The 17,272-nt window shown below is 70.2% G+C and carries 15 protein-coding genes; 5 read left to right on the top strand and 10 right to left on the bottom strand.

Going from position 1 to position 17,272, the window contains the following annotated elements; translation table 11 throughout:
- Window positions 1–48: 48 nt before the first annotated feature.
- The 4 genes from CCN37_RS07890 to CCN37_RS07875 form a co-directional block, all read right to left on the bottom strand.
- On the bottom strand, window positions 49–1,242 hold the full coding sequence (locus CCN37_RS07890; protein WP_086820009.1) for a cytochrome P450: 1,194 nt from the start codon (window positions 1,240–1,242) through the stop codon (window positions 49–51).
- Window positions 1,239–2,366 carry a DegT/DnrJ/EryC1/StrS aminotransferase family protein gene (locus CCN37_RS07885; protein ID WP_086820008.1) on the bottom strand — a complete coding sequence of 376 codons (1,128 nt, stop codon included), beginning with the start codon at window positions 2,364–2,366 and terminating at the stop codon, window positions 1,239–1,241. Before CCN37_RS07885 ends, CCN37_RS07890 begins: the two co-directional genes overlap by 4 nt.
- Window positions 2,363–2,770 carry an FdtA/QdtA family cupin domain-containing protein gene (locus tag CCN37_RS07880; RefSeq protein ID WP_246842881.1) on the bottom strand — a complete coding sequence of 136 codons (408 nt, stop codon included), beginning with the start codon at window positions 2,768–2,770 and terminating at the stop codon, window positions 2,363–2,365. The genes CCN37_RS07885 and CCN37_RS07880 overlap by 4 nt, the downstream gene beginning before the upstream one ends.
- A gap of 285 nt (window positions 2,771–3,055) precedes the next feature.
- Window positions 3,056–5,455 carry a beta-glucosidase gene (locus CCN37_RS07875; RefSeq protein WP_246842880.1) on the bottom strand — a complete coding sequence of 800 codons (2,400 nt, stop codon included), beginning with the start codon at window positions 5,453–5,455 and terminating at the stop codon, window positions 3,056–3,058.
- Between the two features lie 171 nt (window positions 5,456–5,626).
- On the opposite strand from CCN37_RS07875, the gene CCN37_RS07870 reads away from it, so the two are divergent.
- Both CCN37_RS07870 and CCN37_RS07865 read left to right on the top strand, forming a co-directional pair.
- Window positions 5,627–6,253: a DUF6226 family protein gene (locus tag CCN37_RS07870; protein WP_086820006.1), complete on the top strand. Its 627-nt coding sequence runs from the start codon at window positions 5,627–5,629 to the stop codon at window positions 6,251–6,253.
- A 127-nt stretch (window positions 6,254–6,380) separates the two neighbouring features.
- Window positions 6,381–7,730: a tryptophanase gene (locus CCN37_RS07865; protein WP_086820005.1), complete on the top strand. Its 1,350-nt coding sequence runs from the start codon at window positions 6,381–6,383 to the stop codon at window positions 7,728–7,730.
- Between the two features lie 50 nt (window positions 7,731–7,780).
- Here the strand turns inward: CCN37_RS07865 and katG are convergent, their stop codons facing one another.
- Window positions 7,781–10,018 (bottom strand): catalase/peroxidase HPI, encoded by a 2,238-nt coding sequence (gene katG / locus CCN37_RS07860; protein WP_086820004.1) that lies wholly within the window; start codon window positions 10,016–10,018, stop codon window positions 7,781–7,783.
- Window positions 10,011–10,460 carry a Fur family transcriptional regulator gene (locus tag CCN37_RS07855; protein ID WP_086820021.1) on the bottom strand — a complete coding sequence of 150 codons (450 nt, stop codon included), beginning with the start codon at window positions 10,458–10,460 and terminating at the stop codon, window positions 10,011–10,013. Before CCN37_RS07855 ends, katG begins: the two co-directional genes overlap by 8 nt.
- Before the next feature lie 749 nt (window positions 10,461–11,209).
- Here CCN37_RS07855 and CCN37_RS07850 point away from each other — a divergent pair.
- Window positions 11,210–11,668, top strand: a complete 459-nt coding sequence (locus CCN37_RS07850; protein ID WP_168200563.1) for an Imm1 family immunity protein — start codon at window positions 11,210–11,212, stop codon at window positions 11,666–11,668.
- Between the two features lie 194 nt (window positions 11,669–11,862).
- Window positions 11,863–12,753 (top strand): sugar-binding transcriptional regulator, encoded by an 891-nt coding sequence (locus tag CCN37_RS07845; RefSeq protein ID WP_086820002.1) that lies wholly within the window; start codon window positions 11,863–11,865, stop codon window positions 12,751–12,753.
- A 7-nt stretch (window positions 12,754–12,760) separates the two neighbouring features.
- On the opposite strand, the gene CCN37_RS07840 is transcribed toward CCN37_RS07845, so the two are convergent.
- Window positions 12,761–13,657 carry an alpha/beta fold hydrolase gene (locus tag CCN37_RS07840; RefSeq protein ID WP_086820001.1) on the bottom strand — a complete coding sequence of 299 codons (897 nt, stop codon included), beginning with the start codon at window positions 13,655–13,657 and terminating at the stop codon, window positions 12,761–12,763.
- 144 nt (window positions 13,658–13,801) lie between these two features.
- Entirely contained in the window at window positions 13,802–14,134 is a 333-nt protein-coding gene (locus CCN37_RS07835; protein WP_246842879.1) for a hypothetical protein, read from the bottom strand.
- A 252-nt stretch (window positions 14,135–14,386) separates the two neighbouring features.
- On the opposite strand from CCN37_RS07835, the gene CCN37_RS07825 reads away from it, so the two are divergent.
- Window positions 14,387–14,656: a hypothetical protein gene (locus tag CCN37_RS07825; RefSeq protein WP_086819999.1), complete on the top strand. Its 270-nt coding sequence runs from the start codon at window positions 14,387–14,389 to the stop codon at window positions 14,654–14,656.
- Here CCN37_RS07825 and CCN37_RS07820 read toward each other — a convergent pair.
- Window positions 14,653–15,465: an FHA domain-containing protein gene (locus tag CCN37_RS07820; protein ID WP_246842878.1), complete on the bottom strand. Its 813-nt coding sequence runs from the start codon at window positions 15,463–15,465 to the stop codon at window positions 14,653–14,655. The two genes, CCN37_RS07825 and CCN37_RS07820, sit on opposite strands and share 4 nt — an antisense overlap.
- Window positions 15,466–15,475: 10 nt before the next feature.
- The gene (locus CCN37_RS07815; protein ID WP_086819998.1) at window positions 15,476–17,212 is read right to left on the bottom strand and encodes a serine/threonine-protein kinase; all 1,737 of its coding nucleotides are present in this window, start codon (window positions 17,210–17,212) and stop codon (window positions 15,476–15,478) included.
- Between the last annotated feature and the right edge of the window lie 60 nt (window positions 17,213–17,272).

Genomic DNA, 17,272 nt, shown 5'->3' with positions numbered 1-17,272 from the left:
GTCGCGGAGCCCCCACCCCGCGACCAGCGGTTGTCCTCGATCGCGCGCTCACCAGCGCACGGGCAGTTCCTCCAGACCGCGCACCAACATCCCGGTCTTCCACCGCAGTTCCTCCGGCGCCACGGCCAGCCGCAGGCCCGGCAGCCGCTGCGCGAGCACCCGCAGCGTCACCTGGAGCTCCATCCGCGCCAGCTGCGCGCCGAGGCAGTGGTGCACCCCGTGCCCGAGCCCCAGGTGCGGGTTGCGCTCGCGGTGGAAGTCCACGCGCTCGGGATCGGGGAAGACCTCCGCGTCCCGGTTGGGCACGGCGAAGGACAGCACGACGCCCTCGCCCGCGCGGACGGTGACCTCGCCGAGCTGCACGTCCTCCTTGGCGATCCGGGTGAAGCCGGACATGGTGGTCAGCGGCGCGAACCGGAGCAGTTCGTCCACCACGGCGGGGACCAGGTCCGGGGCGGCGACGATCTCCTCGTACCGGGACCGCTCCTCCAGCAGCAGGTACACGAAGTTGCCGATGTGGTTGGCGGTGGTCTCGTGCCCGCCGACCAGCAAGCCACCGGCGAGCACCAGCAGCTCGTGCTCGGAGAGCCGATCGGTGTCATCGCGCGCCTGCACCAGCGCGCCGAGCACGTCGTCGGTCGGGTTCTTCCTGCGCTGCGCCACCAGATCGCTCAGGTAGGCCATGAAGTCGTCGGTGGCCTTCTCGATCTCCTCCGGCGTGTAGCGCCCCGCCGACATGAGCGTGTCCGCGAAGACCCCGAACAGCGCCTGGTCCTCGTGCGGGACGCCGAGCATGTCGGAGATGACCGTCATCGGCAGCGGCAGCGCCAGGTGCGAGCGCAGGTCCGCGGGCGCGCCCTTGTCCAGCATGTCGTCGAGGAGCTGGTTCACCAGCGCGGTCACCGCGGGCCGCGCGGCCTCGATGCGCCGCGCGGTGAACGCCTTCGCCAGCAGCTTGCGCAGCCTGCTGTGCTCCGGCGGGTCCAGCGCCAGCAGCCCGCCCGGCTCCGGCGGCACCTCGGTCGGCCTCGGGATGTCGTTGCCAGCGCCCTCGGCCATGCTGAACCGCGGATCGGTCAGCACCACCTTGGCGTCGGCGTAGCGGGTGATCAGCCAACCCTCGCCGCCGTAGGGCATCCGCACCCGCGCGACCGGTTCGCTCTCCCGCAGCCGCGCGTACTTCGGGTGCAGCTCCATGCCCTCTGCGGGGCCGAAGGGGTAGTCGTGCACGACGCGGCTCATCGCAGCGCCCCCGTCCTGTCCCCGGCGAACACCGATCGCACGGCGGCGATCACCTCGTCCACGTCCACGGTGCTCATGTGCGGCCCGATCGGCAGGCTCAGCACCTCGCCGGCGAGCCGCTCCGCGATCGGCAGGTCCCAGCCGTCGCCGAGCCCGGCGTAGGCCTCGGAGCGGTGCACGGCGATCGGGTAGTGCACCAGGGTGCCGATCCCCCGCGCGCCGAGTTCCTTCTGCACCTGCTCCCGCTCGTCCGTGCGCACGACGAACAGGTGCCACACCGGATCGGCCCAGTCGGCGACCTCGGGCAGCCGCAGTCCGGGAACCCCGGCCAGTTCGGTCAGGTAGCGCGCGGCAACGGCGCGGCGGCGGTCGTTCCACTCGTCCAGCCGAGCGAGCTTGACGCGCAGGAAAGCCGCCTGGAGCTCGTCCAGGCGGGAGTTGGTCGCGGGCACCTCGTGCCGGTACTTCTCCCGCGAGCCGTAGTTGCGCAGCAGCCGGAGTTTCGCGGCGAGATCGGCGTCATCGGTGACGACCGCGCCGCCGTCGCCGAGCGCGCCGAGGTTCTTGCCGGGGTAGAAGCTGAACGCCGTCGCGGTCGCGGTCCCGGCACCGATGCGCCTGCCCCGGTAGGCCGCGCCGTGCGCCTGCGCCGCGTCCTCCAGCACCGCGAGGCCGTGCTCCCGGGCGATCTCGGTGATCGGGTCGAGATCGGCGGGGTGGCCGTACAGGTGCACCGGCATGATCGCCTTCGTCCGCGGCGTGATCGCGGCGCGGACGAGCGCGGGGTCCAGGGTGGCCGTGCGCTCGTCGGGCTCGACCGGCACCGGCCGCGCCCCGGCCCTGGTGACGGCGAGCCAGCTCGCGATGAAGGTGTGCGAGGGCACCAGGACCTCGTCGCCCTCGCCGATGCCGAGCGCGCGCAGGCTCAGTTCGAGCGCGTCGCACCCGCTGCCGACGGCGACGCAGTGCCGCGCTCCGCAATAGCGCGCGAATTCGTCCTCAAAGGACTCCAGTTCGGGGCCGAGCAGAAACCACCCCGAACCCACAACGCGCCGATACGCCACATCGAGCTCATCACGCAATTCCACATGAGGAGCTTTGAGGTCAAGAAACGGAATTCTCACACCGACCTCCGGGCAGCGTCGAGGAAATCCTCGTACTCCCGGAAGTAGTCCGACTCGTCATAATGCATCGACGCGATGACGAGCCCGACGGCCCCTGGAGAGAAATTGATGAGGTCCCGCCAGATCATCGGACCGATGTAGAGGCCCTTCGCCGGCGAGTCCAGCCGGAAGCTCTCGCTGCGGTAGCCGTCGTCGACGGTGATCTCGAAGCGCCCGTGCACGGCGATGACCAGCTGTTCCAGCGAGCGGTGGCCATGAGCGCCGCGCACGGTGGAGGACGGGAGGTCATACAGGTAGTACACGCGGTTGATGTCGAACTTGACGTCCCGGTTGGACTCGACGACCGCGAGACTTCCCCTCGGGTCCTTGTGTTCCGGAAGATCGATCAGTCGGCACGGTTCCACCCTGCCGACCAACAGATCCCCATGCTCCCCATGCATAGAGTCCCGTTCCCCAGTCCTGGACAATAGCCGTTTCCGGCAGAGCTCGGCGGCGTGATGAGATGTGCGTCACGGCCATCGACACCCGATGAGACCAACAACGATATCTACAGTTCTCATCAGCATTTCTTCATCCCAGACCATGATGGCCCACGCTCCGCCGTCCACGTGACCCCGAAAAGAAGTTCAAATATCGCGGCACAGATGTGCGTGCTTTCTTGACTTCGGCGGAGGCCGTAAGGTAACGGCTCAGTCAACCCTGATCGCGGTGCGCGACGGCAGCGCGGAGGAGGAGCCGCCGACCCACACCGAGCGTGTTCCGGTGCCCAGCGACCACGCGCCGGCACGGGTGTCCCAGTGCCGCAGCGCGCGATCCGGCACCAGCACGGTGACCCGGCGCCGCTCCCCCTGCCGCAGGCTGACCTTCTCGTAGCCCGCGAGCGCCTTCTCCGCCTGCGGCACCCGCACGTCCGGGCTCGCGCCGAGGTAGACCTGCGCGATCTCCGAGCCCGCCCGCGCGCCGGTGTTGCGCAGGGTGAAGGAGACCTCGACCCCCGCGCGGACGCGTTTGGCAACGGGCGCGCCGTACTCGAAGGAGGTGTAGGACAGCCCGTGCCCGAACGGGAACAGCGGCGTGGCCTTCTCCCTGTCGAACCAGCGGTACCCGGTGAAGATCCCCTCGCTGTACACCTGCTTGCCGCCGACCCCGGGGAAGCGCTCCGGATGACCGGCCACCGCGTGCGTGCGGTCGTCGGCGGGGAAGGTCTGGCTGAGCTTGCCGCCGGGGTTGGCGTCGCCGAAGAGCAGCCTGGTCGTGGCCTCGGCCCCGGCCTGCCCGGGGTACCAGGTGTTCAGCACGGCCTCGACCGAGGACAGCCACGGCATGGTGATCGCGCCACCGACGTTGAGCACCACGACCGTGCGCGGATTGGCCTCGGCGATCTTCGCGACCAGCTCGTCCTGCCTGCCGGGCAGCGCGAGCGAGGGCCGGTCCCAGTTCTCCGAGGAGTCGTCGTGCACGAACACCACGGCGGTCTTCGCGCCCTTCGCGGCCGCGACGGCCTCGTCGATGGCCTGCCGCGCCTTGCCCGGGGTGACCCAGCTCAGCGAGAAGGTCATCGACCCCTTGTAGGTGGTGCCGGTGACCTCGATGCGGTGGGTTCCGGCGCTCAGGTGCACCGGCGCGCTGCTGACCTCGCCGTAGACCTCGCTCACCTCGATCGTCTTCGTCCCGTCCAGGGTGATCGTGGCGACCGCGTCCGGGGTCAGGCCCCCCGCGATCCGGTAGAGCCCCGCTTCGCTGACGGTCAGCGTCCCGGAGTACATCGGCCCGCTGAAGCCGCTCGGGTACTCCTTGCTGGAGAAGGCGGGCGACAGCGCCGCGCCCATCGGCTCGCCGCGCAGCTCCTCGCCGACCCGGTAGTTCACCTTTCCCTTGCCGCCCATGCGATCGCGGATGGTGTCCACCGGCGCTGACGCGGAGTCCGGGCGCACGTAGGCGCTGCCGAACCCGCTGACCTTCGGCTCGCGCGCGGTCGGTCCGATCACCGCGACCTCGCCTGCCGTCCCCGGTGCCAGTGGGAGCACGGAGTCGTTGTTGCGCAACAACACCGCGCCACCCTCGGCCACATCGCGCGCGACCTTCGTGCCACCGGCGACGTCCCTCGGCGGACGCGGGCGAGCCCCGTTGAGCATGCCGAAGATCTCCAGCTGGGTCAGGATGCGCCGCACTGCGGTGTCCACAGTGGACTGAGCGATGGCGCCCGACTCGACGGCCTTGCGCAGCGCCGTGGCGAAGTGCGTGGCCTCCGGCTTGTTGACCGGGTCCGGGATGCCCTCGAACCGGATGCCCAGCTCCTGGTCGAGCCCGGCTTCGATGGCCGAGGTGGACGGGGCGGCGAGCCAGTCCGACATGACCCAGCCCCGGAAGTCCCACTGCGCGCGCAGGATCTCGGTCAGCAGTCGCCGGTCGCCGCACGCGGGCGTGCCGTTGACCTTGTTGTAGGAGCACATGAACGACCCGACGCCCGCCCGCACGGCGCTCTCGAACGGCGGCAGCTCGGTCTCCCGCAGCGTCCGCTCGTCGACCTGGACGTCGATCGACATCCGGTCGGTCTCCTGGTTGTTGGCCGCGAAGTGCTTCGCGTTGGCGATCACGCCCTGCGACTGGATTCCCCGGATCTCCGCGGCCGCGATCCGCGAGGTCACAACGGGGTCCTCGGCGAAGGTCTCGTAGTTGCGGCCCGCCGTTGGCACCCTGATGTTGTTCATCATCGGCGCCAGCGCCACGTCGATGCCGTGCGCGCGGGCCTCCCGCCCCAGCACCGCCCCGTAGCGCCCGGCCAGCTCGTCGTCGAAGGAGGAGCCCAGCGCGATCGGCGCGGGCAGGGCGATCGCGGGCCGCACAGCGGTGATCCCGTTCGGGCCGTCGCTCGCCCGCAGCTCCGGGATTCCCAGCCGCGCGACGCCGGGCAGGTAGATGTTGCTCGCGGGCGTCTGCGGGTTGAACGTCCAGTGCAGCATGGAGACCTTCTCGGCCAAGGTCATCCGCCGGACCAGCTCGGCAACCCGCGAAGCCCCGGACTGCTGCGCCGTCGCGGGCGTCACCTGCGCCACCAACGCGAGCGCGCACGCGAGGACGAGCCCCATGACCCGCCGATTCCTTGATGCCGCCGCCATCGCAGTGCGCACGAGTTCCCCACCCATCGCGAGATTTGTTCACAAAGACTAGCTCGCGCGGCAGCCACGCCTTCCCCACGATCGAATCTGCTTATCCATCAACAAAAACACGGAGTTCGGTCATGCAGTTATCGTGGAGACATGGTGACTTCGACCGAGTTGCGGACGCTGGTGGCGAAAAGCTTCGACGAGCTGGACATGCCGTCGTGGGCGAACCCGCATCCCGACGGCGCGCAACCGCTCGACGAGGAGTACTCGCGGGTCACCGAGCCTGCCCGCTACGCCATCGTCCACGCGCGCGCCCGCGCCTGGGCGGAGCACCTCGGACAGCAGCCGGGGGTGCGCGTCGAGCCGATCGCGCCGGGCGAGAACTTCGACCGCGGCACCAAGATCGCGTCAGCGCGCGCGGGCACGTTGCCGTTGCTGCTACTGGAACAGGACACCGAGCACGCGGTGCTGCGCGTCGCGTTCGCCCGGCCGGAGCTGGAGGTCGCGGTGCTGCCGGACTGCGGCTGCGACGCGTGCGACTGGGGCTCCGAGGACCTCCTCACCGCGGTGGACGACAAGATCGCGATGATCGTCGGCGGCCCGTTCGCGGCGCTGCGCGGACCGGACTGGCACGCGCAGTGGCACCCGGACGGCAGCAGCGCCGGGGGCAGCGTGAACCTCGCCGCCATGACGGAGCTGTGCCGACGCCTGGCAGAGGGCGCCGACGTCCGGTTGCCGGAGGGGGCTGAGGCGTTCGTCGGAGCCCGCTGGTTCGACTGAGCACGCTCACTTGAAAGCGCTTCAAGTAACTGGAAGCGCTTCTCATGTGCGACAACGACTTTCAAGCCTTTCGCCTGCCTCCGAAGCGAGCTTGCCCTGCGCCTGCGATGCGGCAAATGCTGCGCACATGCCTAGTTTCATCGAGCCGTTCCGGATCAAATCGGTCGAACCGATCCCGTTCCTCAGCCGGGCTGAGCGGGAGCAGGCGCTGCGCGCGTCGGGCCACAACCTGTTCCGGATCGACGCCGACCAGGTCACGGTGGACCTGCTGACCGACTCCGGGACCGGGGCGATGTCGGCGGCGCAGTGGTCGGCGCTGCTGGGCGGCGACGAGTCCTACGCGGGCGCGCGGTCCTTCCGCCGCTTCGAACGGGTCGTCACCGAGCTGACCGGCTACCCCGAGGTGATCCCGGTGCACCAGGGGCGGGCCGCCGAGCGCATCCTGTTCTCCTGCCTGCTCGGCCCGGACCTGATCAGCGTCAGCAACACCCACTTCGACACCACGCGCGCCAACGTCGAAGCGCTGGGCGCACGCGTGGTCGATCTGCCCGATCTGACCTCGGAGTTCGGCGGGGACCTCGACGTGGCCGCGCTGAGCGAGTTGTTGGCGGGCGGCGCCGCGGTCGGGTGCGTCGTGCTGACGGTGACCAACAACGCCGGTGGCGGGCAGCCGGTGTCGATCGCCAACGCGCGTGCCGTGCGGGAGGTCTGCGACGCCCACGGTGTCCCGCTCCTGCTGGACGCCGCGCGGTTCGCGGAGAACGCGTACCTGATCGTCGAGCGCGATCCGGCCTATCACGGGGTGAGTCCGCGCGAGGTGGCTCGGGAGATGTTCGAGCTGGCCGACGGGTGCTGCGCGAGCTTGAAGAAGGACGGCATCGCCAACATCGGCGGGATGATCGCCTTGCACGACAAGGAACTCGCGGCGCGCTGCCGGGACCAGCTGATCATCTCCGAGGGCTACAGCACCTACGGCGGCCTCGCCGGGCGCGATCTCGACGCGCTCGCGCAGGGGCTGCTGGAGGTCACCGACGTGGACTACCTGCGGTACCGGGCGGAGTCCGCGCGGTGGTTCGCCGACGAGCTGGCCAAGGCCGGGCTGCCCGTGCTGCGCCCGACCGGCTGCCACGCGGTGTACGTGGACGCGGCGGAGCTGTTGCCGCACTTGACTTTGCAGGAGCTGCCCGCGAACGCGCTCGCGTGCGCGCTCTACGCCGAGGGCGGGGTGCGCACGAGCGACCTGGGCACGCTGTGCTTCGGCCGCGTCGACCCGGCCGGTGGACCGGACGTGCCCGCGCCACGCGAGTTGCTGCGCTTCGCCCTGCCGCGCCGCGTCTACACCCGCAACCACTTGGAGTACGTCGCCGAGACCGCGGCGGCCGTCGTCGCGCGCGCCGCGTCCATCCCAGGCATGCGGATCGTCGAGCAGCCCGCGATGCTGCGGCACTTCACCTCGCGACTGGAACCCCTTGCGTGACAACGGCCCCCGGGCGTGAACCCGGGGGCCGTTCTCATGTGCGTGTCAGATCAGGAGACGTCGTAGCGGTCCAGATCCATGACCTTCGTCCACGCGGCGGCGAAGTCGCGGACGAACTTCTCCTTCGCGTCGTCGCTGGCGTAGACCTCGGCCAGGGCGCGCAGCTCGGAGTTCGAGCCGAACACCAGGTCGACGCGGCTGCCGGTCCACTTCACCTCGCCGGTGGAGCGGTCGCGGCCCTCGAAGGTCTCCGCCTCCGAGCCGCTGCCGTCGACCGGCTTCCACTCGGTCTCCAGGTCGAGCAGGTTCACGAAGAAGTCGTTGGTCAGCGACTCCTTGTTCGCGGTGAACACGCCCAGCTCGGACTGCTGGAAGTTGGCGCCGAGCACGCGCAGACCGCCGATGAGCACGGTCAGCTCCGGCGCGCTGAGCGACAGCAGGTTCGCGCGGTCCACCAGCAGGAACTCCGCCGGCAGGCGGTGTCCCTTGCCCTTGTAGTTGCGGAAACCGTCAGCGGTCGGCTCCAGCGCGGCGAAGGACTCGATGTCCGTCTGCTCCTGGGTGGCGTCCGCGCGGCCCGGGGTGAACGGCACCGTGACGTCGACGCCACCGCGCTTGGCGGCCTGCTCGACGGCGGCGGAACCGGCCAGCACGATCAGGTCGGCCAGCGAGATCTGCTTGCCCGAGGAGGCGTTGAACTCGACCTGAATGCCTTCCAGGACACGGAGGACGCGCGCCAGCGAGTCGGGCTCGTTGACCTCCCAGGAGCGCTGCGGCTCCAGGCGGATGCGGGCACCGTTGGCGCCACCGCGCTTGTCACTGGCGCGGAAGGTCGACGCCGAGGCCCACGCCACCGAGACCAGCTCGGCGGTGGAGAGCTCGGAGTCCAGCACCTTGGCCTTGAGCGCGGTCACGTCAGCGTCGTCGACCAGCTCGTGGGTGACCTCGGGGATGATGTCCTGCCACAGCAGCTTCTCCTGCGGCACCAGCGGGCCGAGGTAGCGCTGGATCGGGCCCATGTCGCGGTGGGTCAGCTTGTACCAGGCGCGGGCGAAGGCGTCCGCGAACTCAGCCGGGTTCTGGTGGAAGCGCCGCGAGATCGGCTCGTAGATCGGGTCGAAGCGCAGCGCCAGGTCCGTGGTGAGCATGGTCGGCGGGCGGTTGAGCTCACCGGTCTCCGGGTCCGGCACGGTGTTGGCGCCGCCGCCGTCCTTCGGCTGCCACTGGTGGGCACCGGCGGGGCTCTTGGTCAGCTCCCACTCGTAGCCGAAGAGGTTGTCGAAGAACCCGTTGCCCCACTGGGTCGGCGTGGAGGTCCAGGTGGTCTCCAGGCCGCTGGTGATGGTGTCGCGGCCCTTGCCGGAGCCGAAGCTGTTGCGCCAGCCAAGGCCCTGCTCCTCCAGCGGCGCGCCCTCGGGCTCCGCGCCGACGTGCTTGTCGGGGTCGGCGGCACCGTGGGCCTTGCCGAAGGTGTGCCCGCCCGCGATCAGCGCGACGGTCTCCTCGTCGTTCATCGCCATCCGGCCGAAGGTGTCGCGGATGTCGCGCGCCGAGGCCAGCGGGTCCGGGTTGCCGTTGGGGCCCTCCGGGTTGACGTAGATGAGGCCCATCTGCACCGCGGCCAGCGGGTTCTCCAGGTCGCGCTGGCCGGTGTAGCGCTCATCGCCCAGCCAGGTGCGCTCCGGGCCCCAGTAGACGTCCTCGTCCGGCTCCCACACGTCCGCGCGGCCACCGGCGAAGCCGAAGGTCTTGAGGCCCATCGTCTCCAGCGCGCGGTTGCCCGTGAAGATCATCAGGTCCGCCCAGGACACCGAGCGACCGTACTTCTTCTTGACCGGCCACAGCAGGCGGCGGGCCTTGTCCAGGTTCCCGTTGTCCGGCCAGCTGTTCAGCGGGGCGAAGCGCTGCATGCCCGCGCCCGCGCCGCCGCGCCCGTCCTGCACCCGGTAGGTGCCCGCGCTGTGCCACGCCATCCGGATCATGAACGGCCCGTAGTGGCCGAAGTCCGCCGGCCACCACTCCTTCGACGTCGTCAGCACCGCGTCCACGTCCGCAGCGAGCGCGTCCAGGTCGACCCCGAGGAAGGCTTCGGCGTAGTCGAAGTCCTCGCCCATCGGGTTGGCGACGGCGGGGTGCTTGCGGAGGATCTTGAGGTTGAGCTGGTTCGGCCACCAGTCGCGGTTGCCGCCCCCCTCGGTCGGGTGACTGAAGCGACCCGCCGAGACCGGGCATCCGCCCGCGCCTTCCACGTTCATCTCGCCAACAACGGCGTCTGGGCTGTCAGCCACGCGAATCCTTCCGAGAACTGGTTGTGGTGGTAGTCGTGCTGGTAGTGCTCGTTGTGGAGCAGTCGGGGCACAGGCCCCAGTAGATGACCTCGGCCTCGTCGATGACGAACCCGTGGTCGTTCGAGGCGTCCAGGCACGGCGCCGCGCCCACCGCGCAGTCCACGTCCGCGATCACTCCGCAGGCCCGGCAGACCACGTGGTGGTGGTTGTCGCCCACCCTCGCTTCGTAGCGCGCCACCGAGCCCGGCGGCTCGATCCTGCGCAGCAGCCGCGCCGTCGTCAGCGCCCGCAGCACGTCGTACACCGCCTGGTGCGACACCGCGCCCAGGTCTTCGCGCACCGCGCCGATGATCGTGTCCGTGTCCGCGTGCGGGTGCTCGTGCACCGCCGCGAGCACCGCCAGCCTGGGCCGCGTCACGCGCAGGTCCACCCCGCGCAGCATGCGCTCGTAGTCCGGGGCCGTCGCGGTCACCGCCGCAGTCTCACGCCTTTTCTGGAATGAGTCAAGTTCAGCCACCCACCCGTGGACGGGTTGGTCGACCTTTCGGCGAGGTGTCCGTCCACTATGGACAACCCTACGCAGGCACCCGCTCACGCCAGCGCCCGGCGGTTCCCGACACTCAGTCCTCGCTGCGCCCCCAACCGCCTCATCGCCATGCAAGGGCATACGTCCCACCAAGCCGCCCGGTTCACCACCGCCGCCGCTACGCTGGTGCACACAGCCCGAGCCCGGCCAGCACCAACACAAACCCATGCTGAATCACCGATCCACGCTGGAAAGCCCCAGGTCAAAAAGTGTCTTCCCCGCGCGAGCGGGGATGGTCCCCCCGACGAGTACCGGCGACTACGCAACGAGGGGACTTCTCCGCGCGAGCGGAGATGGTCCGTGACGCGGCGTGCAGAACCCCAGTCCCTTGCCGTCTTCCACGCGCGAGCGGGGGTGGACTGTCGATGTTGACGAGGTCGTTGGAGTCGAGGGTGGCCTTGAGCCAGATGGCACCTTGCAAGCAGCTCTTGCGTCAGCAAGACGTACGGCCCAGACCCCGCAGACGTACGCGTTTCAAGGCGTGGGAGCCCACTGCCATGGACGTGAGCCGGTGCGTCCACGCAAGCAATCCACGCGTTGGCGAGCTTCTTCGGCCGCATCGGAGTTCTCGCTTGCATTCTGTAGCTTTCCGAGAAGGCCCAGCCATGACCAGCAGCACCGAACTGATCCTCACCGCGATCATCGACAACCGCTTCGTCTACGCGCGCACCGAGGACGAGAAGGCCGAAGTCGTCGCGCGGGTAATCGACGTCGAACACCCGCAGTGGACGAGCCTGCTCTACCTCTGGGACCGCCCTTGCCGGAGCATGCGCGCGCACGACGTTGAGGGGAACGAGTTCCCTCGCCACCAGATGCGCGTCTACACGTCGCCGAAGGACGGCTGGGGAGCCATCAACTTCGCCGACGAGGAAGCCGCCTGGGAGACCTTCAACCCCGATGTGCCCGCCGAGGCACCACCCTCATACTTCGACCCAGGCCACGGCACCGAGTTCGACCGCAGCGCCACCATCCCACTCGAGCTCGTCCGCAAAGCAGTCACCGAATTCGCCTCCACAGGCAAGCTCCCCCTGTGCGTGAACTGGCAACCTGCACGGCTGATCTGACCGACAGACAACGGGCTAACGCTCCATCGGCCACATGACCTTAGTGATCAACGACGTCCTCCCGGTCTTCCCCGCGCCAGCGGGGGTCGCTGACGCGAGCGGAATTTGCCTTGCCGCCAAACAAGACAACAAGATCAAAACGAAGCGGCGGGCATGCCTTGTGAGGGCACAACCGGCGGTGGGTCAATCGCAGCATGACGGCTCGGCGCAGCGGGGCGGATCTGTTTGAAGCGGCGCGGTTGTACTACGTGGAAGGAGCGCGGCAGAGCGAGATCGCGGACAGGCTGCACGTGAGCCGGTCCAACGTCTCGCGGATGCTCAGGGACGCGCGCGAGCAGGGCGTGATCAGGTTCCAGTTGAGCTACCCGGCGGAGCGGGATGCGTTGTGGGAGCGGAGGTTGCTGCGGGCGCACAAGAGCCTCAAGGCCGCAGTGGTGGTAGCAGAACCGCCGCCGCACGCGAAGATCGACGCGCTGGACGTGGTCAGCGAAGCGGCGGCGGAGTGGTTGCTGGAGCACCTGGACGACGGGCAGCGGGTGTCGATCGCCTGGGGGACCTCGGTGCGCGCGGCGGTGGAGAAGGTGTGCGCGCGGCGCGGGTGCGGGGTGGACGTGAGCCAGCTGGGCGGGGACATCGACGTAGCGCTGACGCGCAGCAACCACGACGTGGTGCGCGAACTCGCGGCGAAGCTCGGCGGGGCGTACTCGTACGCGAACGTCCCGGCAATCGTGGGCTCGGCGGAGGAGGCACAAGAGGTCTGCGCGGATGTGGCGATCATCGGGGTGGGAGCCGTCGACCGGGGCTCGAACCGGATGTTGCTGGACTGCACGGAAATGAGCCGAAGAGAGCGAGCCCGAGGAGTGATGGGCGGCCACTTCTACGACAGGGCAGGGCAGCTCGTGGAGTTACCGGTGGACGAAAGGATCATCGGAGCGCGCACGGGCTCGATCGCGAACACGGTGATCATCGCGGCCGGGGCGCACAAGGCCGAAGCGGTCGCGGGGGCGCTGCGCGGTCGCATGGTCACCACATTGGTGTGCGACCGGCAGCTGGCCCGTGCCGTCATGAACATCAAGCCGTCGTGAACACTGCCTAGCGCAGATCGTCGAGGAAGTTCAGGATCGCCCGGTTGACGGCGTTGGGGCGCTCGCGGTGCAGGAAGTGCCCGCAGTCGTCGACGACCTTGATCCGCGGCGCGACGGTGCAGAACGCGGCGCTCTCGGCGAGGTAGTCGGAGGAGAAGCAGCCGTCGTCGGCGCCGCCGATGTACAACGCGCGCAACGGGTTCGTGCCGCCCATCACCTGTTGCTGGACCTCGGCGAGGTCGGGCGCCTGGAGCTTGGGGTTGAGGGTGTGCCGGTAGTAGGCCAGCGTCGCGCGCACGACCTCGGGCCGGGTGAACAGGTCCTTGATCGGCGCCATGTCCTCGGCGGGCGGGCGGAAACCGGGCGACCACTGCTTCCACAGGAAGTCCACGAGGTCGCCACCGGGCGCGCTGAGCAGGGCTTCCGGCGCGTCGTCCATCTGGAAGAGCCACATGTACCACGCGCGCTTCATCTGCTTGAAGTCCCCGCCGCCGAGCTTGCCCAGCGCGACGGCCGGATGCGGCAGCGCCATGCTCACAATGCCCCGGAGTCGTTGCGGCGCAAGCACTGCGGCTCCAGAAGCGGCGACGGCACCCCAGTCGTGGCCGATCACGACGGAGTCGGCGCCGGGGCGGCCGAGCGCTTCGACGAGGGCGACGGCGTCGAGCGCGATCGTGGCTGACTGGTAGCGACCGTCCGCGGCGAGGCCGGTCGGGTGGTAGCCGCGCATCCACGGCGCGACGGCGTGGTACCCGGCGTTGGCCAGCGCGGGCAGCAACCGGTCGAAGGTCGGCGCGTGGTCGGGGAATCCGTGCAGGCACAGCGCCAGTGGCCCGTCGGACGGCCCGTCCTCCAGGTAGTCGAAGTCGATGCCGTTGGCGTGGATCTGGCCCGTTGTGCTCATCTGCCTGCCTCCGAGCGAATGCGTTGCGGTGTCGGGAAATTCACGCACCAACGCCTCGGCCGCGGCAATGCCTTGAACCACACCGTCACATATGTGCAGGAGGAGCCCGTGATTCTCGGCATCGACGTCAGGATTGGGCAGTCGCTAGTCGTCCAGCAGCAACTCCCCTGCGGAGAAACCATCAGCGAACCGCCCGAAGAACTCCCGGGCAGGCCCCCCAATAGCCGCGGAACTCCGCAGAGTCACCTTGCGCCGATCGGCCTCCTCGCGCGTCCGCACGGTCGAGTGCAGTCCGAGCGACACGGCGAACCGGCCGGTGAACTCGGTGTAGAACGCGCCGAAGGTCCTGAGCCCGTGGAGGATCGCCTCAGTCTGCTCCGTGGCCGGGCCGGACCCGTTCGCCCGCACCACGAGAGGCATCACCGAACCCGATCCCGCGCGCTCAGCCCCGCGCGCGGCCGGACCGATCGTCGACATCGCCAAGCACCCGGCGCTGACCACGCTCGACGGCCCGGAGCACGCAGCGCTGCGGCGCGCGCACGCTCCGGTGATCAACGCGCGGCGCGTCCGCGAACGCGAGGACCACCTGCACGAACTCGCCCGCGAACTGCGCGGCGGGTTCACGGGCGTGGTGGATCTGATGGCGGACTTCACGGTCCGCTACCCGCTGACCGCGGTGATGGACCTGCTCGACATTCCGTTGGAGCACTTGGACGACGCCGCCGACGCGTGCAAGGCGGTGCTCGATCCGGCGAGGCAGAGCGAGGCAGGGCGAGGCAGAGCGAGGGCATCGGCAGGCTCGTCCAGCTCGGCGGCGCGGGCGAGGACCCGGTGCGCGACAGCCTGCGACAACACCCGCCCGCGCCGTTCTCGTTGTGGCGCTTCACAACCGCCGAGCTGGAGCTGGCGGGAACACAACTGCCGAAGGGCGCTCCGGTGCTGGTCGACATCCAGGGCGTCAACGAAACAGGAGCCGAGCTGCCGGTGGACTTCGGCTAGAAGTCCTCCAGCAGCGCGAGGTCCGGGGGCACGAGGGTGGTGGAGAGCATCAGCTCGCGCAGCAGGTTGTCGTTGAGCGAGTTGCCGACCGGCTCGCCGACCTCCTCGCGGGTGAGGCCGGGGACGCCGCCCCTGGACAGGCGGGTGCGCACGGCGACGACCAGGTGCTCGACGCGCTTGGCGGTCCAGCCGTCGTTCGGCGCCAGCTCGGCGAGCTGGTCGGCGGCCTGGCGCCAGGCCAGCGGCTGCGGGCGCGCCTCGTGCAGCAGGTAGCGCTGACCGAGCACGACCAGCGCCAGCCGCTCCGCCGGGCTGAGCCGCCAGGTCTTCGGCGGCTGGGTGACATCGCGGTGGCGGGAGACCGGGCGCTGCCCGTCCGGGCCGACCACGTAGACCTCCAGCAGGTGCTCGCGGCCGCTGGAACCGCGCACGAACAGCGGCGTGTAGCCCTCACCGAGCGGGATCGGCTCCTCGCCGTGGAACAGCATCCGCGAGCCGGGCAGCCGCAGCGGCAGCTTGCCGGTGGTCGCGACCTCCCACCGCCGCTCCCGGTACACCAGCTCGCCGTGCACGCGGCTGACCTTGGTGTCGTCCCCGCCGACGCACACGTGCACGTCGTCGCGGTTGCGGCCGAAGAGGATCGTGCGGCCGGAGCTCGGCCGGACGGACACCCCGCCCAGCGTCGCCAGCGCGTAGAGGGTGTCCCGGGGCGCCGCGGAGTTCACGCCGAAGGCGAGGCTGTCGTGGCCGGACGACAGCTTGCGCAGGTCAGCGTCCTTCTCCTGCTCGTCGTGCACAGATCCCTCCATGGTCATCTCGCTACAGGCGGGGCGCCAGCGCCGTGATCAGCGCGGTCGCCACGGCGCAGTGGCCCTCGGCGGTCGCGCTCTGGCCGCCGAGCTTCACCACCACCAGCTCGGACTTGGTCCCGCCGCCGGCGTCGGGGTAGGTGCGGTGGACGATCGAGACGGAGCACACCGCTTCGTCGCCCGCACCCGTGGGCTTGGTGTAGGTCTCGCGGCCGCCGACCGAGCCGCGCCGCCCGTCGCGCCGCTCGTTGAACGAGGCGTTGCCGCGATCGAAGTACAGGTCGACGCCCTGCCCGGTCCCGGGATTCGGCCAGTTGCACGACCAGTTGCCGAAGCCGGGCCTGCCGGAGGACTTGGCCACGCCGGGCACGCTGGCCAGCGCCTCGGCCGGGACCAGCTCGCAGGCGTCGCGCCGGGCCAGCGATTCGGCTGGGAACTGGGCGTTCCTGCGGGGCAGCTGAGCCTCGGCGGCCATGGCCGCCACGCGCAGGGTGACCGAGTCCGCCAGCTCGCACAGCCTCGGCACCTGCGCGCCCGCGGCGTGATCGGCGGTCACCCGCACGCCGTTCCCGTCCGGCAGCAGCACGATCCGCTGGCAGAGATCGCTCCTGCTGCTGCCCCGGATCACGCTGACCGGCCCCAGCTTCTCCGTCGGTCCCTCCGGTGCCGACGAGTACGTCCTGAACTCCGCCTGGAGGTCCACCACGCTGTCGCCAGCCCCTTGGACGATCACGTCGCAGCGCGCCAGCCCGGAGTAGGCCGCGTCCAGCTCGGTCGTGCCGAAGGCGCCGATCGCGTCGAGGTCGAACAGCGCGCACGGGTCGGCGGTGCGCGGATCACCCACGCCCAGCGCCGGCTTCTCCGGCCACCAGATGATCGTCGCTGCCACCAGCGCGAGCACCGCGCCCGTGACCGCCGCCCCGCGCTTGAACGCCCTCGGCCGGGAATCACCGCCTTCGGCGACCTCCAGCAGCAGTCGGCGAGCGGTCGCGGCACTGGGCCGGTCCTGCGGCGCGCGCCGCATCAGCTCGGTGAGCACGGGCGCGAGCGGTCCGGCCTTCGTGGCGACGGGGATCGGCGCGTTCGCCACCCGGCGCAGCAGCGCGAGCGGGTTCTCCGTCTCGCCGAAGGGCGCGGTCCCCTCCACGGCGGCGAACAACGTCGCGCCCAGCGAGAAGACGTCGGAGGCGGTCGTGGGCTCCTCGCCGTTGGCGACCTCCGGCGAGAGGAAGGCGGGCGTGCCGCCGACCAGTCCGGTGTGCGTGCGGGTGGCCTCCGTGCCGAGCACCCTGGCGATGCCGAAGTCGGTCAGCTTGGCCGCGTCGGTGGCGTCGACCAGCACGTTGCTCGGCTTGACGTCGCGGTGCAGCACCTTGTCGGCGTGCACGGCGGCCAGCGCGTCCGCGAGCTGCGCGCCGATCCGCGCGACCCGCTGCGGGGGCATGGCGCCGTCGGCGTGGACGCGGGCGGCGAGGCTGCTCGACGGCACGTACTCCATGACGAGCCACCACTCGTCGCCGTCCTGGACCTCGCCGAAGAACTCCACGATGTTGGGGTGGCGCAGCCGCGCGACCACCGTCGCCTCACGCCGCAGCAGGGCGCGGGAGCGGTCGTCGCCGGTGGCCTGCTTCAGCGCGACGTGGCGGTCGTCCAGCTCGTCGGTGGCGAGCCAGACCATGCCCATGCCACCAGCGCCGATCGGCTCCTCGAGCCGGTACCGACCGGCGATCAGCGTCCCCGAGCGCACCCCGTGTCTCCCCCATCACGCGCCGTGTGCGAGGCACCGTACTGCATCTCGGGAGCCCTC

Source organism: Allokutzneria sp. NRRL B-24872 (genome assembly GCF_002155965.1).
Classification (GTDB): domain Bacteria; phylum Actinomycetota; class Actinomycetes; order Mycobacteriales; family Pseudonocardiaceae; genus Allokutzneria.
The sequence above is the reverse complement of the archived record's forward strand: the minus strand, read 5'-3'. Positions and strand labels throughout refer to the sequence as shown.

Coding starts and splice junctions, on each gene's coding strand:
- CCN37_RS07870 (WP_086820006.1), top strand. CDS start 5,627: ATGGTGACTTCGACCGAGTTGCGGACGCTGGTGGCGAAAAGCTTCGAC.
- CCN37_RS07835 (WP_246842879.1), bottom strand. CDS start 14,134: ATGTCGACGATCGGTCCGGCCGCGCGCGGGGCTGAGCGCGCGGGATCG.
- CCN37_RS07840 (WP_086820001.1), bottom strand. CDS start 13,657: ATGAGCACAACGGGCCAGATCCACGCCAACGGCATCGACTTCGACTAC.
- CCN37_RS07875 (WP_246842880.1), bottom strand. CDS start 5,455: ATGGGGCTCGTCCTCGCGTGCGCGCTCGCGTTGGTGGCGCAGGTGACG.
- CCN37_RS07845 (WP_086820002.1), top strand. CDS start 11,863: ATGACGGCTCGGCGCAGCGGGGCGGATCTGTTTGAAGCGGCGCGGTTG.
- CCN37_RS07890 (WP_086820009.1), bottom strand. CDS start 1,242: ATGAGCCGCGTCGTGCACGACTACCCCTTCGGCCCCGCAGAGGGCATG.
- CCN37_RS07855 (WP_086820021.1), bottom strand. CDS start 10,460: ATGCTGCGCGGGGTGGACCTGCGCGTGACGCGGCCCAGGCTGGCGGTG.
- CCN37_RS07865 (WP_086820005.1), top strand. CDS start 6,381: ATGCCTAGTTTCATCGAGCCGTTCCGGATCAAATCGGTCGAACCGATC.
- CCN37_RS07820 (WP_246842878.1), bottom strand. CDS start 15,465: ATGGAGGGATCTGTGCACGACGAGCAGGAGAAGGACGCTGACCTGCGC.
- CCN37_RS07850 (WP_168200563.1), top strand. CDS start 11,210: ATGACCAGCAGCACCGAACTGATCCTCACCGCGATCATCGACAACCGC.